Source organism: Pseudomonas sp. NFR16, assembly GCF_900108875.1.
Classification (GTDB): Bacteria; Pseudomonadota; Gammaproteobacteria; order Pseudomonadales; family Pseudomonadaceae; genus Aquipseudomonas.
Genome location: NZ_FNYJ01000003.1, coordinates 259,816 through 283,479 on the forward strand (window position 1 = coordinate 259,816; position 23,664 = coordinate 283,479).

General features: G+C 60.9%; 22 protein-coding genes. 17 read left to right on the forward strand and 5 right to left on the reverse strand.

What is annotated here, in order from left to right; all coding sequences use genetic code 11:
* The first annotated feature begins 16 nt into the window (after positions 1–16).
* From BMZ10_RS14165 to BMZ10_RS14200, 8 genes are all read left to right on the forward strand, one after another.
* On the forward strand, positions 17–1,021 hold the full coding sequence (locus tag BMZ10_RS14165; protein WP_093463205.1) for a response regulator: 1,005 nt from the start codon (positions 17–19) through the stop codon (positions 1,019–1,021).
* 125 nt (positions 1,022–1,146) lie between these two features.
* Positions 1,147–2,242 (forward strand): peptide chain release factor 2 gene (prfB, locus tag BMZ10_RS14170; RefSeq protein WP_143070291.1). Its coding sequence is split into 2 segments (ribosomal slippage): positions 1,147–1,218 and positions 1,220–2,242, totalling 1,095 coding nucleotides; the frame shifts between segments, so codons are not numbered across the junction.
* Between the two features lie 105 nt (positions 2,243–2,347).
* Positions 2,348–3,850 carry a lysine--tRNA ligase gene (gene lysS / locus BMZ10_RS14175; RefSeq protein WP_093463208.1) on the forward strand — a complete coding sequence of 501 codons (1,503 nt, stop codon included), beginning with the start codon at positions 2,348–2,350 and terminating at the stop codon, positions 3,848–3,850.
* Positions 3,851–4,092: 242 nt separating this feature from the next.
* Entirely contained in the window at positions 4,093–4,824 is a 732-nt protein-coding gene (locus BMZ10_RS14180) for a TetR/AcrR family transcriptional regulator (RefSeq protein ID WP_256214503.1), read from the forward strand.
* Between the two features lie 25 nt (positions 4,825–4,849).
* Positions 4,850–5,407 (forward strand): hypothetical protein, encoded by a 558-nt coding sequence (locus tag BMZ10_RS14185; RefSeq protein ID WP_093463214.1) that lies wholly within the window; start codon positions 4,850–4,852, stop codon positions 5,405–5,407.
* 24 nt (positions 5,408–5,431) lie between these two features.
* On the forward strand, positions 5,432–6,709 hold the full coding sequence (locus BMZ10_RS14190; RefSeq protein ID WP_093463217.1) for a flavohemoglobin expression-modulating QEGLA motif protein: 1,278 nt from the start codon (positions 5,432–5,434) through the stop codon (positions 6,707–6,709).
* Positions 6,710–6,840: 131 nt separating this feature from the next.
* Entirely contained in the window at positions 6,841–7,776 is a 936-nt protein-coding gene (locus BMZ10_RS14195) for an alpha/beta hydrolase (RefSeq protein ID WP_093464164.1), read from the forward strand.
* Positions 7,773–8,099, forward strand: coding sequence for a PA3694 family proteiin (locus tag BMZ10_RS14200; RefSeq protein WP_093463220.1), 327 nt, complete (start codon positions 7,773–7,775; stop codon positions 8,097–8,099). Before BMZ10_RS14195 ends, BMZ10_RS14200 begins: the two co-directional genes overlap by 4 nt.
* Before the next feature lie 303 nt (positions 8,100–8,402).
* On the opposite strand, the gene BMZ10_RS14205 is transcribed toward BMZ10_RS14200, so the two are convergent.
* The 3 genes from BMZ10_RS14205 to BMZ10_RS14215 all read right to left on the reverse strand — a co-directional run bounded on the left by BMZ10_RS14205 (position 8,403) and on the right by BMZ10_RS14215 (position 10,286).
* Positions 8,403–9,185, reverse strand: coding sequence for a lipotoxin F family OmpA-related lipoprotein LptF (locus BMZ10_RS14205; protein WP_093463223.1), 783 nt, complete (start codon positions 9,183–9,185; stop codon positions 8,403–8,405).
* A 48-nt stretch (positions 9,186–9,233) separates the two neighbouring features.
* Positions 9,234–9,659 (reverse strand): DUF4398 domain-containing protein, encoded by a 426-nt coding sequence (locus BMZ10_RS14210; RefSeq protein ID WP_093463226.1) that lies wholly within the window; start codon positions 9,657–9,659, stop codon positions 9,234–9,236.
* A gap of 282 nt (positions 9,660–9,941) precedes the next feature.
* Entirely contained in the window at positions 9,942–10,286 is a 345-nt protein-coding gene (locus BMZ10_RS14215) for a pilin assembly protein (RefSeq protein WP_093463229.1), read from the reverse strand.
* A gap of 233 nt (positions 10,287–10,519) precedes the next feature.
* Between BMZ10_RS14215 and ppc the strand changes: the two genes are divergently transcribed.
* The 6 genes from ppc to BMZ10_RS14245 all read left to right on the forward strand — a co-directional run bounded on the left by ppc (position 10,520) and on the right by BMZ10_RS14245 (position 17,049).
* Positions 10,520–13,156 carry a phosphoenolpyruvate carboxylase gene (gene ppc / locus BMZ10_RS14220; RefSeq protein WP_093463232.1) on the forward strand — a complete coding sequence of 879 codons (2,637 nt, stop codon included), beginning with the start codon at positions 10,520–10,522 and terminating at the stop codon, positions 13,154–13,156.
* A 286-nt stretch (positions 13,157–13,442) separates the two neighbouring features.
* Positions 13,443–14,090 carry an adenylate kinase gene (adk, locus tag BMZ10_RS14225; RefSeq protein ID WP_093463235.1) on the forward strand — a complete coding sequence of 216 codons (648 nt, stop codon included), beginning with the start codon at positions 13,443–13,445 and terminating at the stop codon, positions 14,088–14,090.
* A 105-nt stretch (positions 14,091–14,195) separates the two neighbouring features.
* Entirely contained in the window at positions 14,196–14,870 is a 675-nt protein-coding gene (gene tsaB / locus BMZ10_RS14230) for a tRNA (adenosine(37)-N6)-threonylcarbamoyltransferase complex dimerization subunit type 1 TsaB (protein ID WP_093463238.1), read from the forward strand.
* 278 nt (positions 14,871–15,148) lie between these two features.
* Positions 15,149–15,439, forward strand: coding sequence for a hypothetical protein (locus BMZ10_RS14235; RefSeq protein WP_093464167.1), 291 nt, complete (start codon positions 15,149–15,151; stop codon positions 15,437–15,439).
* Positions 15,436–16,308, forward strand: coding sequence for a DUF72 domain-containing protein (locus tag BMZ10_RS14240; protein WP_093463241.1), 873 nt, complete (start codon positions 15,436–15,438; stop codon positions 16,306–16,308). Before BMZ10_RS14235 ends, BMZ10_RS14240 begins: the two co-directional genes overlap by 4 nt.
* Before the next feature lie 42 nt (positions 16,309–16,350).
* A complete protein-coding gene (locus BMZ10_RS14245; protein WP_093463245.1) occupies positions 16,351–17,049 on the forward strand; it encodes an extensin-like domain-containing protein in 699 nt (232 codons plus the stop codon).
* Between the two features lie 50 nt (positions 17,050–17,099).
* Here the strand turns inward: BMZ10_RS14245 and BMZ10_RS14250 are convergent, their stop codons facing one another.
* Positions 17,100–17,726, reverse strand: a complete 627-nt coding sequence (locus BMZ10_RS14250) for an energy transducer TonB (protein WP_093463248.1) — start codon at positions 17,724–17,726, stop codon at positions 17,100–17,102.
* A gap of 98 nt (positions 17,727–17,824) precedes the next feature.
* Here BMZ10_RS14250 and BMZ10_RS14255 point away from each other — a divergent pair, with 98 nt between their 5' ends.
* A complete protein-coding gene (locus BMZ10_RS14255; RefSeq protein ID WP_093463251.1) occupies positions 17,825–18,607 on the forward strand; it encodes a class I SAM-dependent methyltransferase in 783 nt (260 codons plus the stop codon).
* A gap of 113 nt (positions 18,608–18,720) precedes the next feature.
* On the opposite strand, the gene BMZ10_RS14260 is transcribed toward BMZ10_RS14255, so the two are convergent.
* Positions 18,721–19,356 carry a TetR/AcrR family transcriptional regulator gene (locus BMZ10_RS14260; protein WP_093463254.1) on the reverse strand — a complete coding sequence of 212 codons (636 nt, stop codon included), beginning with the start codon at positions 19,354–19,356 and terminating at the stop codon, positions 18,721–18,723.
* A 106-nt stretch (positions 19,357–19,462) separates the two neighbouring features.
* Between BMZ10_RS14260 and BMZ10_RS14265 the strand changes: the two genes are divergently transcribed.
* On the forward strand, positions 19,463–20,575 hold the full coding sequence (locus tag BMZ10_RS14265; protein WP_093463257.1) for an efflux RND transporter periplasmic adaptor subunit: 1,113 nt from the start codon (positions 19,463–19,465) through the stop codon (positions 20,573–20,575).
* Positions 20,576–20,580: 5 nt separating this feature from the next.
* Complete coding sequence (locus BMZ10_RS14270; protein ID WP_093463260.1) at positions 20,581–23,661, forward strand: efflux RND transporter permease subunit; 3,081 nt, start codon at positions 20,581–20,583, stop codon at positions 23,659–23,661.
* Positions 23,662–23,664 lie beyond the last annotated feature (3 nt).

The window sequence follows — 23,664 nt, forward strand, 5'->3', positions numbered from 1 at the left end:
GACCAGGAGACCCTGAATGCATGATTTGCAGCTGGACGATATAAACGCCACGGACGAAAACGCTGCCATGGTGTTGCTGGTCGACGATCAGGCAATGATCGGCGAGGCAGTCCGGCGTGGGCTGGCGCACGAAGAAAACATCGATTTCCATTTTTGCGCCGATCCGCATCAGGCCATCGCCCAGGCGATCCAGATCAAGCCGACGGTCATCCTGCAGGACCTGGTGATGCCTGGTCTTGACGGCCTGACGCTGGTGCGCGAATACCGCAACAATCCTGCCACCCGCGACATCCCGATCATCGTGCTGTCGACCAAGGAAGACCCGCTCATCAAGAGCGCGGCCTTTGCTGCCGGGGCCAACGATTACCTGGTCAAGCTGCCGGACAACATCGAGCTGGTGGCGCGTATCCGCTATCACTCGCGCTCCTACATGACCCTGTTGCAGCGAGACGAAGCCTATCGCGCGCTGCGCGTGAGTCAGCAGCAGCTGCTGGACACCAACCTCGTCCTGCAACGGCTGATGAACTCAGATGGCCTGACCGGCCTGTCGAACCGTCGCCACTTCGATGAATACCTTGAGCTGGAATGGCGCCGGGCAACGCGCGAGCAGACGCAGCTGTCGCTGATGATGATCGATGTCGACTATTTCAAAATGTACAACGACAGCTTCGGTCACCTGGAAGGCGACGAAGCGCTGCGTCAGGTCGCCAAGGCCATCCGCGCCAGTTGCAGCCGGCCCTCGGACCTGCCTGCACGCTACGGTGGCGAAGAGTTCGCGCTGGTCTTGCCAAACACCTCGCCGGGCGGCGCGCGGCTGCTGGCCGAAAAACTGCGCCAGACCGTCGCCGCCATGAATATCCCGCACAACGCACCCACTCAGGGCTCGACCCTGACCGTGAGCATCGGCCTGTCCACCGTCGTCCCGCAGGTCGGCAGCCACAGCCGCCAGTTGATCCAGAGCGCCGACCAAGGACTTTATGCGGCCAAGCACAACGGGCGTAATCAGGTGGCGGTGGGGTAAAAGACGCGTCGAGTGGTAGACAACCCCTGCAACCCCTGCAACCCCTGCCCAACGGACTGCCATCCCAAGGGCGGCTGGGGTATACTCGTCGGCTTTGAAAATTTCGCCTGCGAGTCCTGTCGACCATGGAAATCAATCCGATCCTGAACACCATCAAGGACCTGTCCGAGCGCTCCCAGTCCATTCGGGGGTATCTTTGACTACGATCACAAAAGTGATCGCCTGACCGAAGTCAACCGCGAACTGGAAGACCCCAACGTCTGGAACAAGCCCGAGTACGCACAGGCGCTGGGCCGCGAGCGTTCGACGCTGGCGCAGATCGTCGAGACCCTCGACGAAATGAGTTCCGGCCTGGCTGACGCCAAAGAGCTGCTGGACATGGCCGTCGAAGAAAACGACGAAGGCACTGTCAATGACGTCGTCGAGCTGCTTGAGGGTCTCGAAGAATCCCTCGCCAAGCTCGAATTCCGGCGCATGTTCAGCGGCGAGATGGACCCCAACAACGCCTACCTGGACATCCAGGCCGGTTCCGGCGGCACCGAAGCGCAGGACTGGGCCAACATCCTGCTGCGCATGTACCTGCGCTGGGCCGACAAGCGTGGCTTCGATGCCACCATCATGGAGCTGTCCGAAGGCGAAGTCGCCGGCATCAAAGGCGCCACCGTGCACATCAAGGGCGAGTACGCCTTCGGCTGGCTGCGCACGGAGATCGGCGTGCACCGTCTGGTGCGCAAGAGCCCGTTCGACTCCGGCGCCCGTCGTCATACCTCGTTCTCGGCGGTGTTCGTTTCCCCCGAGATCGATGACCGCATCGAGATCGACATCAACCCTTCGGACCTGCGTATCGATACCTATCGTTCGTCCGGTGCCGGTGGTCAGCACGTCAACACCACCGACTCGGCGGTGCGTATCACCCACGTGCCGACCAACACCGTGGTCAGCTGCCAGAACGAGCGCTCCCAGCACGCGAACAAGGACACCGCCATGAAAATGCTGCGGGCCAAGTTGTACGAGCTGGAAATGCAGAAGCGCAACGCGGCGTCCCAGGCGCTGGAAGACACCAAGTCGGACATCGGCTGGGGTCACCAGATCCGCTCGTACGTCCTCGATGACTCGCGCATCAAGGACCTGCGCACCGGCGTTGAGCGCAGCGACTGCAACAAGGTGCTCGACGGCGACCTCGACGGTTACCTGGAAGCGAGCCTCAAGCAGGGGCTGTAATCGCGACACCACTGTTGCGGGCGCGGCGCGTTTCTACACGCGACCGCCCCGCGATCCCTTGCCCGTGGCAAGAAGCAACGAACCTGTGATGGAAAATCTAAAGACATGAGCGACCAACAACTCGACCCGCAAGCCCAGCAACAGGAAGAAAACACCCTGATCGCCCTGCGCAAGGAAAAGCTTGCTGCCGAGCGCGCCAAGGGTCAGGCCTTCCCGAACGACTTCCGCCGCGACAGCTACTGCAACGACCTGCAGAAGCAATACGCGGACAAGACCAAGGAAGAGCTGGCTGAGGCGGCAATCCCGGTCAAGGTTGCCGGTCGCATCATGCTCAACCGTGGTTCGTTCATGGTGATCCAGGACATGACCGGTCGCATTCAGGTCTACGTCAACCGCAAGACGTTGCCCGAGGAAACCCTGGCGGCCGTCAAGACCTGGGACCTGGGCGACATCATCGCTGCCGAAGGTACGCTGGCACGTTCCGGCAAGGGCGATCTTTACGTCGAGATGACCAGCGTTCGTCTGCTGACCAAATCGCTGCGTCCATTGCCCGACAAGCACCACGGCCTGACCGACACCGAGCAGCGCTACCGCCAGCGCTACGTCGACCTGATGGTCAACGAAGAAGTGCGCGAGACCTTCCGCGTCCGCTCCAAGGTCATCGCTCACATCCGCAGCTTCCTGATGAAACGCGACTTCCTGGAAGTCGAAACACCGATGCTGCAGACCATCCCTGGCGGCGCGGCAGCCAAGCCCTTCGAGACTCACCACAACGCGCTGGACATGGCCATGTTCCTGCGGATCGCGCCTGAGCTCTATCTCAAGCGTCTGGTTGTCGGCGGGTTCGAAAAAGTCTTCGAGATCAACCGCAACTTCCGTAACGAAGGCGTCTCGACCCGGCACAACCCGGAATTCACCATGTTGGAGTTCTATCAGGCCTACGCCGATTATGAAGACAACATGGACCTGACCGAGGAGCTGTTCCGCGAGCTGGCGCAGCTGGTGCTGGGCACTACCGACGTTCCGTATGGCGATAAGGTGTTCCACTTCGGCGAGCCGTTTGCGCGCCTGTCGGTGTTCGATTCGATCCTCAAGTACAACCCTGATCTGACCGCCGACGACCTGAACGATATCGACAAGGCCCGCGCCATTGCCAAGAAAGCCGGCGCCAAGGTGCTGGGTTTCGAAGGCCTGGGCAAATTGCAGGTGATGATTTTCGAAGAACTGGTCGAGCACAAGCTGGAGCAGCCGCACTTCATCACTCAGTACCCGTTCGAAGTGTCGCCGCTGGCGCGCCGCAACGATGAAAACCCGAGCGTCACCGACCGCTTCGAGCTGTTCATCGGTGGTCGTGAAATCGCCAACGCCTACTCCGAGCTCAACGACGCGGAAGACCAGGCCGAGCGTTTCATGGCGCAGGTGGCCGACAAGGACGCGGGCGACGACGAAGCCATGCATTACGACGCCGACTTCGTCCGTGCGCTGGAATACGGCATGCCGCCGACAGCGGGCGAGGGCATCGGTATCGACCGTCTGGTCATGCTGCTGACCAACTCGCCATCGATCCGCGACGTCATCCTGTTCCCGCACATGCGGCCGCAAGCCTGAGCGTTGTAAAACAAGCCGCCTGAGCAGGGCGGCTTTTTTTTTGTCTATTACAGTCACGCAGGCCAACGGTAGGAGCGTGGCTTGTCCCGCGATCGGCGACGCAGTCGTCGCAAAACCGGCGAATGCGGTGTATCAGGAAAACCGTGTGCTCAGGGTTTACGACGGGTTCCCCGCCGATCGCGGGACAAGCCACGCTCCTACAGGCTCCGCGCCTGCTAGTCATTCAAAGAGGAAAACCTGTCGTGAATCCTACGATCGCTCACAAGGGAGCCGCTGGTCTTGCCACGGCAGTCGCGCAGAGTGTTCAGTATCAGGGCCGCAAGGCAAGTCGACAGGGCAGCGAACAGCGCCGGCAGCAGATCCTCGATGCCGCCATGCGCATCCTCATTCGCGAAGGCGTGCGTGCGGTACGCCATCGCGCCGTGGCGGCCGAGGCGCAAGTGCCGCTCTCGGCCACCACCTACTATTTCAAGGACATCGATGACTTGCTCACCGATGCCTTCGCCCAATACGTCGAGCGCAGCGCCGCGTACATGGCCAAGTTGTGGACCAACACCGAGACGCTGTTGCGCGAAATGGTCGCGCGCAATGACGGCAGCGCCGAGGCCCGCGCCCGGCTGGCGGATGAGATCGCCCGCATGACCATGGAGTACGTGCGTCATCAGCTGCTGACCCGCCGCGATCAATTGATCGCTGAGCATGCGTTCCGTCTCGAAGCCCTCATCAACCCGCGTCTGGCGCCGCTGGTGGGCGCGCACCAGCAGATTCTGTTGCAAGGCAGCGCCCAGTTTCTCGAGGTCATGGGCTCGACGCAACCGCAACTGGATGCCCAAGTGTTGACGGGGCTTATCGGGCGGATGGAATATCAGGGTTTGCTTAACGGGCCTCAGCCCGACGCAGATGAAGAAATGCTCGCTATTCTTACTCGCCAGATGCATCTGGTTCTGGGCACCGCGAAGCCGTCGGCCGCCTGAAAACGCTTCATTCAAGGAGAACCCGATGAAAGTCTGGAGCGTGTTGCTCGCCTTGTCGTTCGCGCTGTTGAGCGGATGCCTGGTGACTTTCAAGGATCCGGTTCCATCCAGCGAAGCCGCGCCGCCCAAGCTGCTCGGCACCTGGACCAGCAAAAATGCCTGGGGCGAGCCGCTGGAACTGGAGATCAGCCGCGCGGGCGTCAATCAGTACAAGGCGGTCAGTTATCGCAAGGGCGATCGCAAGAACCGGGACGAGTACACCTTCACCGTGTCGCATCACGGCGGTCGCTGGTACATCTGCGCCCGGTTGCCTGAAAAGTACGGCTCCAACTACGTGATCGCTGGTTTCGACCTGGTCGACAACGATAGTGCCGCCGACGAACTGGTGGTGTATGACCTGGACCTGGAGCGCATGCAGCAACTGGTCGAGCAGAAGGTTTTCGAGGGCCAGGCCATTGAAACCGAGAAAGGTGACGGCGTGCTGATCAGCACGTCCATGGACAAAGTATTTGCCTATCTGGATGACACCGCCAACTCCGATGTCTTCCTCAAGGCCGCGCAATATCAGCGCATGACCAAATAGCGCACCGGTAAAAAGGGGTAGTGGGTGGACGAATACCAGCAGACGATTCGCACGTTGTCCGATCGTATCGTGTTGGCGCAGACGCCGATTCGTGTACTCGATGCGGTGAAGTGGGACGAGAGCATCCGCAAGAATTTCCTCGCTGCCAAGGGCAAGCAACTCCCTGAAATCGATCGTGCCTATTACGAGAACCGCCCGCTGGGATTCGACTCCGGCGCGTTGAAGCTGGAATTCCAGAATATCGAGCGCGACATCACCCGGCAGCTGGGGCAGTTCAACCCGGTCGGGCAGATCATGCGGCGCATGTGCAAGGAATACCGCATGGTGGTCCGCATGCTGGAGGCGCGCGGCACCCCGGACTTCGGGCTGATTTCCCAGGAGTTGTACGGCGCGGCCTCCGATGCCTTTCACGCCGGTGACCCGACCCTGGCTGACCTCGGCCTGATGCTGTCCGATTACCTGAACAACATCGCCGGCCGAGGCGATCTCAAGGACGAGCCCAAGATCCTGACCGCCAAGGACGCCGTGGCGATGCTGCAGAGTCGGCTCAATCGTACGTTTGGCGAGGCCGAGGAAACCATCCGGGTGTTCGAGTCCGACGGCATCGTTGCCGATGCGGCAGCGGGCGCCGACTACATCAAGATCCGCAGCGATGCGATGTTCAACGAGCGAGACGTGCGCGCGCTGGAGGTCCATGAAGGGCTGGTTCACGTGGGCACGACGCTGAACGGCCTGAATCAGCCCATCTGCACCTTCCTGGCCAAGGGCCCGCCCTCGTCGACAGTCACCCAGGAAGGGCTGGCGATCCTCATGGAAGTCATCGGGTTCGCTTCCTATCCCAGCCGCCTGCGCAAACTCACCAACCGCACCCGGGCGATTCATATGGCCGAGGAGGGCGCGGATTTTCTCCAGGTGTTCGAGTTCTATCGCGAACAGGGCTTCGGCATGTCGGAAAGTTATGGCAATGCCAGCCGGGTTTTCCGGGGCTCTGTGCCTAATGGTCTGCCATTCACCAAGGACTTGTCCTACTTGAAGGGCTTCATCATGGTTTACAACTACATTCAATTGGCCGTGAGGAAGGGCAAGCTGGAGCAGGTGCCGCTGCTGTTCTGTGGCAAAACCACGCTTGAGGACATGCGCACCCTGCGCCAGTTGGTGGACGAGGGTCTGGTGGTGCCGCCCAAATACCTGCCCGATCAGTTCCGCGACATGAATGCGTTGTCGGCCTGGATGTGCTTCTCCAACTTCCTGAACCATTTGAGCCTGGACCGGATCGAAGCGGATTACTCGAACATCCTGTAACGCGAGCGGTGCAGTGATGTCACTGACGCGTTCGCGAGCCGGTTACCGTCGCTTGAGGGCGTCACACAGTGGCAGCCGGCTTGCGCAAGAAGACCTTCAATCACAGCTGGAAGATCAAGGATAAAACCCGTTTGAAGACCCTCGTCGCTCTGATCACGTTCGTCTGGCTCGCCGGTTGCAGCGAACTGCTGTTCTACCCGGAGCGCGAGGTCCCGCTGACCCCGGACAAGGCGCACCTGGCTTACCGTGATCTCACCCTCACCACTGCGGACGGCAAGAAGCTCAATGCCTGGTTCTTGCCGGTCAAAGAGGGCGTCGCCGTGAAAGGCACGGTGCTTCATCTGCACGGCAACGGCGGCAATATGTCGTGGCATCTGGGCGGCAGTTGGTGGCTGCCTGAGGAGGGCTACCAAGTGTTGCTGCTCGATTATCGGGGTTATGGCCATTCGGAAGGCGACCCCAGCCTGCCTGCGATCTATCAGGATATCGACGCCGCATTCGATTGGTTGAACACGGCGCCGCAGGTGCAGGGCAAGCCGTTGGTGGTGTTGGGGCAGAGCATCGGTGGGGCGCTGGGCGTGCATTATCTGGCCGAACATCCTCAACAACGGGCGCGGGTCAAGGCGCTGGTGCTCGACGGGGTGCCTGCCAGTTACCGCGAAGTTGCGCGCTACACGCTTGGCACGTCCTGGCTGACCTGGCCGTTCAAGCGGCCGCTGTCCTGGGTAATCCCTGATGGCGACAGCGCCATCAATGGCATCAGCCAGCTCAAGGGCACGCCGATGTTGCTATTCCAGAGCCTGGACGACGCCCAGATTCCGCTGCACAACGGCATCAGTCTGTATCAGGCCGCGCCGCCGCCGCGGGTCCTGCAACTCACGCGCGGGCCGCATGTACAGACCTTCGCCGATCCGACCTGGCGCGAGGTCATGGTGCGCTACCTGGATGACCCGCAGCACTTCAACGGCCTGCGTCGTCTGGCCGAAGTCCCCGACTACCCCGATCCGCAGGCAAACCTCAAGCCTTCTGCGGCATCGCCAACGCCGTCGGCAGAGTCTGCGCAATGACTGAAGAGCGCAACGCGATCCCCCAGATCCTGACGGGGATTGGCTGCATCTTTCTGACGGTAGGAACGCTCTGGTACTACGGCTATCTGCACTTCGCCCGCCCTGAAGATGCGTTGCGGCTGAGCGAATTCACGATGCTCAAGACCCTACCTGGGCAGGACTACAAAGTCGCTCTGGAACCGGCGCCCCAGGTCGCCCAGTGCATTGACGGGGTGATGGTGTTGTTCGATACCGAGCAGAAAGGGCTGACGGGCGTGCTGGTGAACGAACGCAAACAGGCCGTGAGATGCATGGGGCAGGAGACGCCGCAGAAGGTGCAGTGACGCTTCATCGGCCAGTGATGCGGCGCGACACCTGGCGCTTTCCCGGCTAAAGCCGGTCCTACTGAAATGCATGCCGTAGCAGGATCGGCTTCAGCCGGGAACAGGCCTGTCATGACGATGCCAATCCTGCGGCGTGATACCGGGTCGACGCTTTACCTGAAGGAGCGCGTTTGCCCGCGATCTGCGGTGCGACGGTAGCAGAACCGCCATCACAAAACGCGCGCACAAAAAAAGGCCCCGTCTGCATCCACAGGCGGGGCCTTTTGATTGACAGCGGCTACAACATCTCCGCGCCGACCCGTATCACTGCATCGAAGAACGCGGTGCTACCGGCTGGTTGTCGTTGGAAATGGTCACTTCCACACGACGGTTCATGGCACGACCCGACGCGCTGGCGTTGTCGGCAACCGGGTATTCCTTGCCATAACCCTGAGCCACAACGCGGTCCATGCTCACGCCCATCTTGATCAGCGCCATGCGCACCGAATCAGCACGACGCTCGGACAGCGACTGGTTGTAAGCGGCGGAACCAGTGCTGTCGGTGTAACCCTCAACGATCACCTTACGATCAGGGTTTTCCTGGAGGAACTGCGCCAGCTTGTTGACGTTGACCAGGCCCGCAGACTTCAACTCGGCCTTGTTCAGGTCAAACAGGACGTCGCCGAACGTCACCAACGTGCCGCGCTCGGTCTGCTTGGCGTTCAGGCTGTTCTGCAGTTGTTTGATCTGCGCATCGCGGGCGTCCAGACGAGCTTGAGCGCGTTGGGCGGCGGCGTTTTTCAGATCGTTTTCAGCCGTCTTAAGGTTGATGGTCTGCTTGGCCAGCTCAACGCGCTGGTTGGTCAGATAGGCCAGTTGGTCGACTTTTTTCTCGTCATCGTGGTTGCGGTACGCGGCGTCGGCCTTGTCGAGCCATTCGCTGGCATCTTTGGTTTCCAGCGCCGCCAGCTCGGTGGATTTAGGATTGCTTTGCAGCGCGGAGTAATTGGTGCGGGCTTGTTCCAGGTTCACGTTAGGTTGCGAGGAGCAGGCAGCCAGACCAACGCTCAGAGCCAGCAGGGCAGGAATAAGTACTTGTTTACGCATAATATTTTCGTCCTTTAAATCAATGGCCAATGCTTGAAGTGCGTGGGATTACTGGCTGACCGGCTGAGCCTGGCGCAGACCTTCTTCACGCAATTCGTTGACGCCCTGACGAGCATCCTGCACTGCTTTCTGAGCCTTGGCGGCCTGGGCCTTACGCTCGGCTACACGGGCATCCCACTCGGCTTGCTCGGCATATTTACGAGCTTCGTCGTATTTCTTTTCCTGCATGAACAGCTCGGCCTGTTTGAATTTGTCTTGTGCCGATTTCATTTCGACTGCTGCGTATTCGGTGCCGCCTGCGCTGACTGCAGCATTCACTGCAGATTGGGTCACTGCGTACTGCTCGCTTGGAGGATTGCCTGCGCAACCGGCCAGAAGGAAGCTGGTACCCAGTGCCAGCGCGGCCAGTTTCAGCCCGCGCAGGCCGTTGAACGTGGTTTTGGCAGTGCTGGTATTCATGGTGATCAACTCCATTGTGTAACTCCTGAAAACTAGGTTATTTCCATTCAGCGGTGAGCCTGTGCGGATGGATGGCAGGGCCTGAAATCCGCTGCCATCTGTCGGCTTTTTCCGTAATGGCTAACTGCTCCGACCTGCGCGATTTTTGAATAGTTCAGACAGTTTGCTTCTCAAACCCGGTCGCTTTGTTACCTGGTGTAAGTTTGACGCTGAAAAATTGGCGCACAAAAACGCACGTCACGCCCGGCATTGCTGGTTGGCGTGCGCTTTGAAAGATGTCTGAAAACGACGTCGTGATCAGTGCTGCGGAGTGTCCTGCTGTTCGGACAAATGTTCGAGATGACGACGCGACAGCGCGAGAAAGCGTGGTGTCGGGCCGACGTCTTCGTACAGCGGATCGCCTTCTTCATCGGTCGCGACGACGTGTTGACCCTGGACATACGGAAAGCTTTCTTCCAGCTCTTCCAGCGCCGCTCCGATCAGCTCGCCGAGCAATTCTTCAGGCGTGCGCTTGGGGTACATTTCGGCAATCGCTGCCAGGCGTGCCGCCGCTTCGACGTCCAGGTGAATGGCGTAGCCAGTTTTGGTCAGGCGACCCTTGGCGGTCTGTTCCCAGTGTTTTGCGAGCTCGCGGATTTTCATAAAGACCTCTTCGTAGACCCGCGTGGTGGCGGGCTCAGGCGAGTGATCGAGCCTTCGTGAGGCTCGCTGATGAGACTAGCTTGCTGCGGGCAGAAATCAGGCAAAGGGTTGCTTCTGTGCACGAAATTGTCGCTCTATACACAAAGATAGAGACAAAACAGGCGAGGGCGTTCAGTTCGGGGCGTCCGGATCGAGTCGCGACAGAATAAAAAAACGCTGAAGGAGAAGGCTGGATGGCAGACATCGACGCACGATTGCGCGAGGACGTTCACCTGCTGGGTGAGCTGTTGGGCAACACCATTCGTGATCAGCACGGAGCTGATTTTCTCGAGAAGATCGAGCGTATTCGCAAGAGCGCCAAGGCCGGGCGGCATGGTTCCACCCAAAGCACCGAGCAACTGAGCTCCAATCTGGAGAGCCTGAGCGAAGACGAGTTGCTGCCCGTGGCGCGGGCGTTCAACCAGTTTCTCAACCTCGCCAATATCGCCGAGCAGTATCAACTCATTCATCGCCGCGACGACAGCACGCCGCAGCCCTTCGAATCTCGGGTATTGCCTGAGTTGCTGGAACGTCTCAAGCAGTCCGGGCACGGGCAGGAAGCGCTGGCGCGGCAGTTGGGCAAGCTGGAGATCGAACTGGTCCTCACGGCTCATCCGACCGAAGTCGCGCGGCGGACCCTCATTCAGAAGTACGACGCTATCGCCGCTCAGCTTGCAGCGCTCGACCATCGCGATCTGAATCGGCTGGAGCGCCAGCAGATCACCGAGCGCCTGCAACGATTGATCGCCGAAGCGTGGCACACCGAGGAAATCCGACGCGTGCGGCCAACGCCGGTGGACGAGGCGAAGTGGGGATTTGCGGTCATCGAGAACTCGCTCTGGCAGGCCATCCCCAATTACCTGCGCAAAGCCGACCATGCGCTGCATGCCGCCACGGGGCTGCATCTTCCACTTGAAGCCGCGCCCATCCGTTTCGCTTCGTGGATGGGTGGCGACCGCGACGGCAACCCCAACGTCACCGCCGCAGTGACTCGCGAAGTCTTGCTGCTGGCGCGCTGGATGGCGGCGGACCTGTATCTGCGCGATGTCGACCAGCTGGCCGCAGAACTGTCGATGCAGCAGGCCAGCCCTGCATTGATGGCGGTCGCCGGAGACAGCGCAGAACCCTATCGCAGCGTGTTGAAAAAACTGCGCGAACGTCTTCGCGCCACACGCAACTGGGCCCATGCATCATTGAGCGTGACGCAGCCAGCGCCTGAGGGCGTGCTGCACGACAATCGCGAATTACTCGAGCCGTTGCAGCTGTGCTTTCAGTCGCTGCATGAGTGCGGAATGGGCGTGATTGCGGACGGCCCGTTGCTCGATTGCCTTCGTCGCGCAGTCACCTTCGGGCTGTTTCTGGTCAAGCTCGACGTGCGTCAGGATTCGACGCGTCACAGCGCGGCCATGACCGAGATCACCAGTTATCTGGGCCTGGGGCGTTACAACGAGTGGGACGAAGAGACGCGCATCGACTTTCTCCTGCGTGAACTGAGCAACAAGCGGCCGCTGCTTCCGGGGCATTTCAAACCGGCCGATGACACCGCGGAAGTGCTCGCCACCTGCCGCGAAGTGGCTGCTGCGCCCGCGGCGTCGCTGGGGTCGTACGTGATTTCCATGGCCGGCGCGGCGTCCGACGTGCTCGCCGTGCAACTGCTGCTCAAAGAGGCCGGGTTGCAGCGGCCGATGCGCGTTGTGCCGTTGTTCGAAACCCTCGCTGACCTCGACAATGCCGGCCCGGTGATCGAGCATCTGCTCAGCCTGCCAGGCTATCGCCTGCGGCTGCACGGCCCGCAGGAAGTCATGATCGGCTATTCCGATTCCGCCAAGGACGCAGGCACCACTGCCGCGGCGTGGGCACAGTATCGGGCGCAGGAAAAACTGGTGGAGATCTGTCGCGCGCAGGAAGTCGAACTGCTGCTGTTCCATGGTCGTGGCGGCACGGTTGGACGTGGCGGCGGCCCGGCGCACGCGGCGATCCTGTCGCAGCCACCGGGCTCGGTCGCCGGTCGTTTCCGCACCACGGAACAGGGCGAGATGATTCGTTTCAAGTTCGGCCTGCCCGACATCGCCGAGCAGAACCTCAACCTCTATCTGGCCGCGGTGCTCGAGGCGACATTGCAGCCGCCGCCTTTGCCGGAGCCCGCCTGGCGCCAGGTGATGGATGAACTGGCGGCGGACGGCGTCGCTGCCTACCGCGCCGTGGTGCGCGAACATCCGGAGTTCGTCGAATATTTCCGTCAGGCCACACCGGAGCAGGAGCTCGGACGTCTGCCGCTCGGCAGTCGCCCGGCCAAGCGTCGTGAAGGCGGTGTCGAAAGCCTGCGCGCGATTCCGTGGATCTTTGCCTGGACCCAGACCCGCCTGATGCTGCCCGCCTGGCTGGGCTGGGAAGATGCGCTGCGCAAGGCGCTCGAACGTGGTCAGGGCGAATTGCTCGCGCAGATGCGTGAGCAGTGGCCGTTCTTCCGCACGCGTATCGACATGCTGGAAATGGTGCTGGCCAAAGCGGACAGCGACATTGCGCAGCTTTATGACGAACGTCTGGTCGAGCCAGGCCTGCAGCATTTGGGGGCGCATTTGCGCGACCTATTGTCGCAGGCTTGCCAAGTGGTGCTCGGCCTGACCGGTCAGTCGCAGTTGCTGGCCCACAGCCCCGAGACGCTGGAGTTCATCAGCCTGCGCAATACCTACCTCGATCCCCTTCATTTATTGCAAGCCGAATTGCTGGCGCGTTCCCGTAGCCAGGAGGCGAGTCTGGACAGTCCTCTGGTACAGGCGCTGCTGGTGTCTGTCGCGGGGATTGCCGCCGGATTGCGCAACACGGGCTGACGAAATTTTTCGCACGCGGGTGATGGCGAAGGCTTTCACCTCGCGGCGCCTGTCAGATCGGAAACGCTGCGCATCGGCGAAGTTGCACCGGGTCTTACCGACGCAGCGATCGTTGCCAAGCTACTGGTTTCTCGCGGGTTGCTGCGACTTTCGGCGTCTTGTGCGGCATGAATCGGCTGTGTATCTTGATCAGCCTTTGGCCGTTGGGTCAGTAAATCTTTTTTAAGTGATTGGCCCCATTTAGGCGAATCCGACGAAATCTCTATAAAAATTGAGGAGCACAACAATGCGCGTGATTCTGCTGGGAGCTCCCGGGGCCGGTAAAGGTACTCAGGCTACGTTCATCACCAAGAAATTCGGCATCCCGCAAATCTCGACCGGGGACATGCTGCGTGCAGCGGTCAAGGCGGGCACCGAACTGGGTCTGAAGGCCAAAAGCGTCATGGACAGCGGCGGTCTGGTTTCCGATGACCTGATCATTGGTCTGATCAAGGATCGTCTGTCTCAGCCCGACTGCGCCAATGGCTGTCTGTTCGACGGTTTTCCACGCACCATCCCTCAGGCCGAAGCCCTGAAGAATGCGGGCCTGGCGATCGATCACGTGGTCGAAATCAAAGTCGACGACGAAGAAATCGTCCAGCGCATTTCCGGCCGTCGTGTGCACGAAGGTTCGGGTCGCGTTTACCACACGACATTCAACCCGCCGAAAGTAGCCGGTGTGGATGATGTCACGGGCGAGCCGCTGGTTCAGCGCAAGGATGACGTCGAAGAAACCGTTCGCCATCGTCTGTCGGTCTATCACGCGCAGACCGAGCCGCTGGTTGAGTTCTACAAGAAGCTGCAAGCCACCGATGGCACGCCGAAGTTCAGCAGTATCGAAGGCGTCGGTTCGGTGGAAGCAATCACCGCCAAGGTGAATGAAGCACTGGGCTGATCCCTCGATCGACGCAGTGAACGACGGCCCGCTTGCGGGCCGTTGTTGTTTATAATGCCGCACCTTTTCCTGAAAACCCTCCTTCGCATAACCGTGGAAACCCCGATGACGACCTTGCTGGCCCTGGACACCGCCACTGAAGCCTGCTCTGTCGCTTTGCTGCACGACGGCAAAGTGCTGAGCCACTACGAGGTGATCCCGCGCCTGCATGCGCAAAAACTGTTGCCGATGATCAAGGAACTGCTGGCGCAGGCCGGTATCGGGTTGTCGGCGCTTGACGCCATTGCATTCGGCCGTGGGCCGGGTGCCTTTACTGGCGTTCGCATCGCCATCGGCGTGGTGCAGGGACTCGCGTTCGGCCTCGACCGTCCGGTCTTGCCGGTCTCCAATCTGGCGGTGCTGGCGCAACGCGCCTACCGCGAACACGGTGCAACGCAGGTGGCGGCGGCCATTGATGCGCGCATGGACGAAGTGTATTGGGGCTGCTATCGCGAATCAGCCGGCGAGATGCGTCTGGCAGGCGAGGAGGCAGTCATGCCGCCCGAGCAGGCGGCGCTGCCGCTCGATGCTTCGGGCCAGTGGTTTGGCGCGGGCACAGGCTGGGGCTACGCATCACGAATTCCCGTGACGTTGTCGGGACAGGACGCCAGCATGCTTCCGCATGCCGAGGATCTGCTGACGCTGGCGGCGTTGGCCTGGCAGCGCGGCGAGGCCATCGTTGCCGACGATGCACAACCTGTTTATCTGCGCGATAAAGTTGCGACCCCGAAGGCGCGCTGAAGCCGCTCGCACTCCAGAAACGGAGGGACCTTCTGCGGCTGGAGGCCAGATCCGTCCAAGCCTCGGATCAAGTGCGGTAACCTGCGTTGTTCAATCGGTAAACACGCAGGATCTGCGACTCAAGTCACAACAGTCACTACCGTTCGGCGACAAAACAGCATTTTCTGCCCGGTGGCTTTAAACGTTTTGTAATAACTGTGGTCTAGTTATCGTTCGCGAGTTTGCTTCAGGGCGCTTCGTGAGATTAAATTGCCACTATATAACGCCGAGTAAGCATGATGCGAATCACCGGTCCTTCACAACGTTCGTACACGATAAAGCGCAAGCCTCGGAAAGGCTCTGCAACGGTCGACAGCACTTTCGAGGAAGTGATAGACGACGTTGAAGTGATCCCGCAATCGGCTCGTCGTCAGACCGGCAATACGGCAAACGTGCCAGCTCGTCAGCAGGACATCATTTTTCCGCGCGCCATGAGCACCCGTGTCGCCCATGCGCTGAGCAGCTACCTGACGACCTCCACCTTCGTCGACTGGGATCTTGAAGTCTCGGGGCTTGACCTTCACGTTTGAACGTCGTCAATCCGCCTTACTACATCGGTTGTCCGTCCTGGAGTGAAAACGCCTGGCGTCAATCCTTGTATCCCGAAGATGCCCGCAGCACTGAATTCCTCCATCTCTATGCGCAGGTCTTCAACGCCGTTGAGGGCAACACCACGTTTTACGCCCGCCCCGCGCCTGCGACCGTCGAGCGCTGGGTGCAAGCGCAACCCGAGCATTTTCGCTTTACCGCTAAATTTCCCCGAGAAATAAGCCACGGCGGCGACCTGCGGGAACACTTGGGCGCTGCCGAAGATTTCCTGCAACTCCTCGCGCCGATGGGGCCCCGTGTCCAGCCGCTATGGCTGCAGCTGCCAGCAACCTTCACGCCCGACCGCCTGGGCGAACTCGCTGCCTTCATCGACGCCTTCCAAGGCAGGCCTCTGGCGGTGGAAGTTCGCCACATGGCGTTCTTCAACAAAGGCGAGGAGGAACGCCTGCTCAATCGGCTGCTTCTGGACGCCGGTGTCGAGCGCATCTGTCTGGACTCGCGGCCGTTGTTCAGCTGCATTTCCAGCGATCCGGCGGTGCTGCTCGCGCAATCGAAAAAGCCAAAAGTCCCGGCACGTCCTGCCGCGTTAACCCTGTTCCCTCAGGTCCGCTTCATCGGTCATCCGCAGCTTGAGGCCAACGATGGCTTCGTTCGGCAATGGGCGCTGAAAGTCGCGGGCTGGATTGAAGAAGGGCGCACGCCGTATGTGTTTCTGCACACGCCCGACAACGTTCGGGCCCCGGAACTGGCCCGGCGTTTCCATCGGCAGCTGACGACATTGCTGCCTGGCCTGCCGGCCCTGCCTGAACTGGATCGTGGTCCTGAGGTGGAGCAACTCGGCCTGCTTTGAGGTCGATACAGTGACGCTTTCCTGACCGGGATATCACACTGCATGCGCGGAACGACCCTGTTGCTGCTCCTCTTGCTGCTCTGCGCAACGCTGCTCGTGTCGGTCTGGCGCGGCTGGCTCCCGCTGCCAGATCGCTGGAACCCCTGGGCGCCGCTGAACGTGCGCGACGAGCCTGACCTGATCACCTCTTTCAAACTCTGGCGCCTGCAAGATGATCCTGCGTTGTGCGAGCAGGCCCTAAAGACCTCGACGCTGCGCTACGCACTTCAGGCTGACAGTGGCGCGCAAGCCAAATGTCCGTTGAGCAATGTTGTGCGAATCCAGGGCGGTGACGTGGCATTGAGCAGCAGCTTTCTGTCCAGCTGTCGTATGGCCCTGGCCTACGCGCTGTTCGATCTCCACACGCTGCAACCTGCCGCTGAAAAAGTGTTCGGGCAACGGGTCAGTCAGGTCGATCATCTGGGCAGCTTCGCCTGCCGCAATGTCTACAACCGCAGCGAGGGCAGGCTCAGTCAGCATGCTTCTGCGAACGCGCTGGACATCGCAGGATTTCGTCTGGCGGACGGGCGACGCATTTCTGTCCTCAGGGACTGGAAAGATGAAGGCGATAACGGGACGTTTCTGAGGCTGATCCGGGATGGCGCCTGTCGGCAGTTCAGTACAGTCTTGGGTCCGGACTATAACGCGGCCCACCGTAATCATTTTCACGTGGACATGGGACGCTGGCGGGTGTGTCGGTGAGTGTCAGATGATGCTGTAACTGCGCTCCTGCGATGAACGGCGGCGCTTCGTCACGCGGCAATGCGCAGGTTCTGCAGAACAATCGGTCGTGCCCAACCGTTGTCGAACGCCAGATGGCGTTGCTGTTCGGTCATTTCTTCGGCGCTGTAGGGCGTGGCAGGCTTGTCGGCCAGGTCCCACTCGAACTCGGCGATCGGCAGGAACAGCGGTCGTGGCTGAGGTCCGGGACCGGGATCGACGCTGTCGTCGTATGGGTTGAGCACGGTCGGGCGCACCCAGTTGCTGTCGATCTCCAGGTTGCGCTGTTGCTCGATCATTTCGCTGGCGCTGAACGGCTCGGCGGGCTTTGCCAGATCCCATTCGAATTCGGCGATGGGCAGAAACAGCGGCTCAGGCGGCGCGATTTCCTTGTCTGCCACCGGGCACTCACGCTGCTCGACAATCTTGCTCAGTGTCCTGGCGCCCGCAATCGGCTCGCCAGTCATGGCATCCGTCGCGACGACCGGGCTGTGCTCGGGCAACGTGCCCGCGTTGTCATCGACCTGCTGCGCCATTGCACGGGCAAACGCATCCTGCCAGAGCTGCGTGACGCCGCTCAGGGTTTCGGTATTGCGTACGCTGTAGTCGCCTGCGTACGTCAAATAGCCTATCGAGGATGTTTGCTGAATGTCTGACATAAGCGCTCAGTACATGCCGTGGGTCTGGCAAAATGCCGGATACTTTCGTTATCGGCAGAGGTTGCCGATCATTTAGAAAATTTGAGCGTGTGAACAAAATGACTGAGCAGCAAGCGGGCAGCCGCATCCGGGTGGAATCCCTGACCGTCGAGGGGCAGCAGCAAGCTGCGCAGTGGGCCGAACGCCTGGGTCTGCCGATGGAGGATGCCGAAGCCGATTTCGCCCTGCAAGTCAGTGACGACGGGCTGCAATTGCAGCAACTGGGCGACGATGTTCCGGGCCCGGTGCGAGTGGATTTCATCGAAGGCAAGGCGGCTCATCGAAGGCTGTTCGGGGGCGGCAGCGGGCAGATGATTGCCAAGGCGGTCGGGATTCAACCGGGCGTGCGGCCAACGGTGCTGGATGCGACGGCTGGCCTGGGCAAAGACGCATTCGTGCTGGCGAGCCTTGGCTGCGAGATGAGCCTGATCGAACGCCAGCCCATCATCGCCGCGTTGCTGGAAGACGGTCTGGCGCGCGGAGCCCAAGACCTTGAAGTGGGCAGCATCATCGGCCAGATGCGCCTGCTGACCGGCAATTCCATCGAGCTGATGCGCAACTGGCAGGGCGAGCCGCCGCAGGTGATTTATGTCGATCCGATGTTTCCCCACCGTGAAAAAACCGCGCTGGTGAAGAAGGAAATGCGGCTGTTCCGGCCACTGGTGGGCGATGACATGGACGCGCCGGCCCTGCTGGAGGCGGCCTTGGCGCTGGCCACTCACCGGGTGGTGGTCAAGCGCCCGCGCAAGGCGCCCTGCATCAAGGGCGCCAAGCCGAGCTATGCGCTGGACGGCAAATCCAGCCGGTATGACATCTATCCGAAGAAGGCTCTGAAGGCCTGATTGGCCCATCCTCTCTGTGAGAGCGCGCGCTTGCCCGCGATTGCGTTATGTCTGAGCATGGGAGCTGACTGACACGCGGCCTGGCGGGCAAGCGCGCCTGCAACGGCCGGTGTCTATTCGGCGCGATAGGCCTTCACAAACAACGCCACGACTTCCCGCACGTGTTGCTCACCTGTCTGCTCATCCGGGATGCCGCCATTACCGATGAGCAGGCGGAAATTGCACACGCCTTTGATCAGGCTCAGGAAATGCCCGGCGGCCCTTGCCGGTGAGTCGAAGTGCAAGCCGTCGGTGTCGTTCACCCGCGTCAGAAAGCGCTCCATCTCGTGAAGGATGCGTTGCGGACCGGCCTCGAAAAACACCTGTGAGAGCGTCGTGTCCTGTGTGCCCAACGCGATCATCAGCCGATGCAGTTCGATGGATTCGGGACTGTTGATCAGCGTCTGAAACCCTCGCGCAATACCCAGCAACACTTTTTCCGCCGGTTCATGAGACCCGACTTCCACGAACAGCTCTGGCAATTGCTCTTCGCAGCGGGCCACCACGGCGGCTGAGAACAGCGTCTCCTTGTCGTTGAAATGGCTGTAGACCGTGAGCTTGGAAACCCCGGCTTCTGCGGCGACCGCATCCATGCTGGTGCTTGCGTATCCATTGCGGACGAACAGGTTTTTCGCGGCTTCCAGAATCGCCTGGCGCTTGGCCAGGTCCTTGGGGCGGCCTGGGCCTGCTGAGGCTGTCGGGTCGGTCATTCGTTCTTCGGGCATATTCTTCGTATTAGTAGACTGTTCAGTTTGGTAATTTTAAATATACTCGCCAGTACAATTATTCCAAGCTCTCCTGCCAAGGTGCCTCTCCATGATTCGCGATGCCTTGTTCCTGGTCGTGTCACTCAGCCTGGTGTCAGTGCTGGCTGGATGCGGTCAGGACGTGTCAGCCCCGGCCACGGTGCGTCCGGCCATGGTAGTGCAACCGCTGCCGTCGTCCCAATCCATGGACAGTTACCCTGGTGAAGTGCGCGCCCGGTTCGAGCCTGAACTGGCTTTTCGCATTCCCGGCAAAGTCAGCAAGCGCCTGGTCGAGGAGGGCGAGCGCGTCAAGGCTGATCAGCCACTGGCCGAACTCGACGCCCAGGACGTGCGCTTGCAACTTGATGCCATTCGCGCGCAAGTCGCAGCGGCCGAAGCCAATCTGCAAATGGTCCGGTCCGAACGTGACCGTTACAAGACGCTGATGGACCGGCAGATGGTCAGCAAGTCGCAATACGACAACGCCGAAAATCTTTATCGCGCAGGCGATGCACGTCTCAGGCAGCTCAAAGCCGAACTCAACGTCGCCGACAATCAGACCCGCTACGCAGTGCTTCGTGCCTCACAGGACGGCGTTATCGCCAAGCGTCTGGTGGAAGTCGGTCAGGTGGTAGCCGCCGGGCAGACCGTATTCACCCTGGCCGCCAACGGTGAGCGCGAGGTGTCGATCAGTCTGCCGGAGCAGAATTACGGTCGTTTCAAGATCGGCGATCCGGTTTCGGTGGAGTTGTGGACTCAGAAGGAGCAACGCTTCGCCGGCCGCATTCGCGAGCTTTCCCCAGCCGCCGATCCCCGGTCTCGCACGTTCGCCGCGAGGATCGCCTTTGCGGGCGGAAAAGTCCCGGCTGAACTGGGGCAGAGCGCGCGGGTGTTCATTCTGTCCGAACGCAGCGTGCCCTTGTCGGTGCCGCTCTCGGCATTGACCGCAGAAAACGGCGTTACCTACGTCTTGCGCCTGCAAAGCGATAACACCCTCAAGCGTGTGCCTGTGCAGACTGGCCCCTATGGGCAGGAGTCCGTGCCGGTGTTGAGTGGGTTGCAGGCCAGCGACTGGGTCGTGGCCGCTGGCGTGCATGTACTGCACGACGGCGAGCAAGTCCGTCCGGTCGATCGCGGCAATCGCCCGGTGAAGCTGGCCGGCAAACTGGCGGGCGAGGAGTAGCACGGATGCGTTTCAACCTTTCCGAGTGGGCGCTGCGCAATCGGCAGATGGTCCTGTATCTCATGATTCTGCTGGCGGTGGTGGGGGCGTTGTCCTACACCAAGCTGGGTCAGAGCGAAGATCCGCCTTTCACCTTCAAAGCCATGGTCATTCGTACTCTCTGGCCGGGCGCGAGCGCTGAGGAAGTGTCGCGTCAGGTCACGGATCGTATCGAAAAGAAGCTGATGGAAACCGGTGATTACGAACGCATCGTCTCGTTCTCTCGCCCTGGTGAGTCGCAGGTGACGTTCATGGCTCGCGACTCGCTGGTGTCCGCCAGGTTGCCGGAACTCTGGTATCAGATCCGAAAGAAAATCGGCGACATACGTCAGACGCTTCCTGCCGGCGTGCAGGGCCCTTTCTTCAACGACGAATTCGGCACCACCTTCGGCAACATCTACGCACTGACCGGCGACGGTTTCGACTACGCCGTGCTCAAGGATTATGCCGATCGCATCCAGATCCAGCTGCAGCGGGTCAAGGACGTGGGCAAGGTCGAATTGCTCGGCTTGCAGGACGAGAAGATCTGGATCGAGCTTTCCAACGTCAAGCTCGCGACGCTTGGCCTGCCGTTGCAGGCGGTGCAACAGGCGCTTGAAGCGCAGAACGCAGTCGTCGCCACGAGCTTCTTCGAGACGCCGGCCGAGCGGGTTCAACTGCGCGTGACCGGCCGTTTTCAGACCGTGGACGAGATTCGTGACTTCCCGATCCGAGTGGGCGATCGCACCCTGCGCATCAGCGATCTGGCCGATGTTCATCGTGGTTTCAACGATCCTCCCGCACCGCGCATGCGCTTCATGGGCGAAGACGCCATTGGCCTTGCCGTTGCCATGAAGGATGGCGGCGACATTCTGGTGCTGGGGCGCGCACTGGAAGGCGAGTTCGCCCGATTGCAGCAGAACCTGCCCGCCGGCATGCAGCTGCGCAAGGTGTCGGACCAGCCCGCCGCCGTCAAAACCAGTGTCGGAGAGTTCGTGCAGGTGCTGGCCGAAGCGCTGGGCATCGTGCTGCTGGTGAGCTTTTTCTCCTTGGGCGTGCGCACCGGAATGGTCGTCGCGCTGGCCATCCCGGTGGTGCTGGCGATGACCTTTGCCACCATGTATTACCTGGGCATCGGCCTGCACAAGATTTCCCTCGGCGCGCTGGTGCTGGCGCTGGGGTTGCTGGTAGACGATGCGATCATCGCCGTTGAGATGATGGCGATCAAAATGGAGCAGGGCTACGACCGGATCAAGGCCGCCAGTTTCGCCTGGACCAGCACTGCGTTTCCGATGCTGACGGGCACGTTGATCACCGCAGCGGGTTTTTTGCCGATTGCCACGGCGCAGTCCAGTACCGGCGAATACACCCGCTCGATCTTTCAGGTGGTCACCATCGCGCTGCTGGCTTCCTGGGTGGCGGCGGTGGTCTTCGTCCCGTATCTGGGTGAGCGGCTGCTGCCGGATCTGGCCAGGCTGCACGCCGCCAGACATGGCACGGGACCGGGCATGCCTGATCCTTATGCGACACCGTTTTATCAGCGAGTACGCTCGCTGGTGGGCTGGTGCGTGCGGCGACGCAAGACAGTCATTGTGCTGACCATCGCGCTGTTCGCGCTGTCGATCTTCATGTTCCGTTTCGTGCCGCAGCAGTTCTTTCCTGCTTCTGGCCGACTGGAGCTGATGGTTGACCTGAAGTTGGCCGAGGGCGCGTCGCTGAGCAACACCACCGAGCAGGTGAAGCGTCTTGAGGCGATGATCAAGGCACATGCAGGCGTCGATAATTACGTGGCCTATGTCGGTACCGGCTCGCCGCGCTTCTATCTGCCGCTGGACCAGCAACTGCCTGCCGCCAGCTTCGCCCAGTTCGTTGTGCTGGCGAAAACCATCGAGGACCGCGAAGCCCTGCGCACTTGGCTGATCCAGACCCTGGACGAGCAGTTTCCGATGCTTCGGCCCCGCGTGACGCGGCTGGAAAACGGCCCTCCGGTCGGCTATCCGGTGCAGTTCCGAATCACCGGCGAGCACATCGATGAAGTGCGCGCGCTGGCCCGCAAGGTCGCCCTCAAGGTTCGGGAAAACCCTCACGTGGTCAACGTCCATCTGGACTGGGAGGAGCCGAGCAAGGTCGTCTACCTCAACGTCGATCAGGATCGTGCCAGGGCGCTTGGCGTCACCACCGCCGACCTGTCGCGCTTCCTGCAAAGTCAGCTGACGGGCTCGGCGGTCAGCCAGTATCGAGAGGACGACGAACTGATCGAGATCCTGCTGCGCGGCACCGAGCAGGAACGCCACGAACTCGGCGGTCTGTCGAGTCTTTCAGTGCCCACCGCCAACGGCAGCAGTGTCGCGCTGTCGCAGGTCGCGACACTGGAATACGGCTTCGAAGAGGGCATCATCTGGCACCGCAACCGGCTGCCGAACGTGACGATCCGGGCGGATATCTATGGCAAGGAGCAACCTGCCACGCTGGTCAATCAGATACTGCCGACGCTTGAGGCGGTGCGCGCTCAATTGGCCGATGGCTACCTGCTGGAAGTGGGCGGCACGGTGGAGGACTCGACCCGTGGGCAGAATTCGGTGAACGCCGGTGTGCCGCTGTTCATCGTTGTGGTGCTGACCCTGCTGATGATCCAGCTGCGCAGTTTCTCACGGACGTTCATGGTCTTTCTCACAGCGCCGCTGGGCCTGATCGGAGTGACGCTGTTCCTGCTGATCTTCCGCCAGCCCTTCGGGTTCGTCGCCATGCTGGGGACCATCGCACTGTCCGGCATGATCATGCGCAACTCGGTCATTCTGGTCGACCAGATCGAGCAGGACGTCGCGGCCGGTCTGCAGCGCTGGCAGGCAATCATCGAAGCCACCGTCCGGCGCTTCCGTCCGATCGTGCTGACGGCGCTCGCTGCGGTGCTGGCCATGATTCCGCTGTCACGCAGCGTGTTCTTCGGGCCCATGGCCGTGGCGATCATGGGCGGCCTGATCGTGGCGACCGCGCTGACGCTGCTGTTCCTGCCTGCGCTGTACGCTGCGTGGTTCAGGGTCAGGAGAGAGGAGGGAGAATCATCGTGAGCG

Bases quoted from the DNA above. Each gene is read 5' to 3' on its own strand.
- BMZ10_RS14250 (WP_093463248.1), bottom strand. From the start codon at position 17,726: ATGTCAGACATTCAGCAAACATCCTCGATAGGCTATTTGACGTACGCA.
- BMZ10_RS14185 (WP_093463214.1), top strand. From the start codon at position 4,850: ATGAAAGTCTGGAGCGTGTTGCTCGCCTTGTCGTTCGCGCTGTTGAGC.
- BMZ10_RS14215 (WP_093463229.1), bottom strand. From the start codon at position 10,286: ATGAAAATCCGCGAGCTCGCAAAACACTGGGAACAGACCGCCAAGGGT.
- BMZ10_RS14165 (WP_093463205.1), top strand. From the start codon at position 17: ATGCATGATTTGCAGCTGGACGATATAAACGCCACGGACGAAAACGCT.
- BMZ10_RS14200 (WP_093463220.1), top strand. From the start codon at position 7,773: ATGACTGAAGAGCGCAACGCGATCCCCCAGATCCTGACGGGGATTGGC.
- BMZ10_RS14270 (WP_093463260.1), top strand. From the start codon at position 20,581: ATGCGTTTCAACCTTTCCGAGTGGGCGCTGCGCAATCGGCAGATGGTC.
- BMZ10_RS14265 (WP_093463257.1), top strand. From the start codon at position 19,463: ATGATTCGCGATGCCTTGTTCCTGGTCGTGTCACTCAGCCTGGTGTCA.
- adk (WP_093463235.1), top strand. From the start codon at position 13,443: ATGCGCGTGATTCTGCTGGGAGCTCCCGGGGCCGGTAAAGGTACTCAG.
- BMZ10_RS14210 (WP_093463226.1), bottom strand. From the start codon at position 9,659: ATGGAGTTGATCACCATGAATACCAGCACTGCCAAAACCACGTTCAAC.
- tsaB (WP_093463238.1), top strand. From the start codon at position 14,196: ATGACGACCTTGCTGGCCCTGGACACCGCCACTGAAGCCTGCTCTGTC.
- BMZ10_RS14255 (WP_093463251.1), top strand. From the start codon at position 17,825: ATGACTGAGCAGCAAGCGGGCAGCCGCATCCGGGTGGAATCCCTGACC.
- BMZ10_RS14205 (WP_093463223.1), bottom strand. From the start codon at position 9,185: ATGCGTAAACAAGTACTTATTCCTGCCCTGCTGGCTCTGAGCGTTGGT.
- ppc (WP_093463232.1), top strand. From the start codon at position 10,520: ATGGCAGACATCGACGCACGATTGCGCGAGGACGTTCACCTGCTGGGT.
- lysS (WP_093463208.1), top strand. From the start codon at position 2,348: ATGAGCGACCAACAACTCGACCCGCAAGCCCAGCAACAGGAAGAAAAC.
- BMZ10_RS14260 (WP_093463254.1), bottom strand. From the start codon at position 19,356: ATGACCGACCCGACAGCCTCAGCAGGCCCAGGCCGCCCCAAGGACCTG.
- BMZ10_RS14235 (WP_093464167.1), top strand. From the start codon at position 15,149: ATGCGAATCACCGGTCCTTCACAACGTTCGTACACGATAAAGCGCAAG.
- BMZ10_RS14245 (WP_093463245.1), top strand. From the start codon at position 16,351: ATGCGCGGAACGACCCTGTTGCTGCTCCTCTTGCTGCTCTGCGCAACG.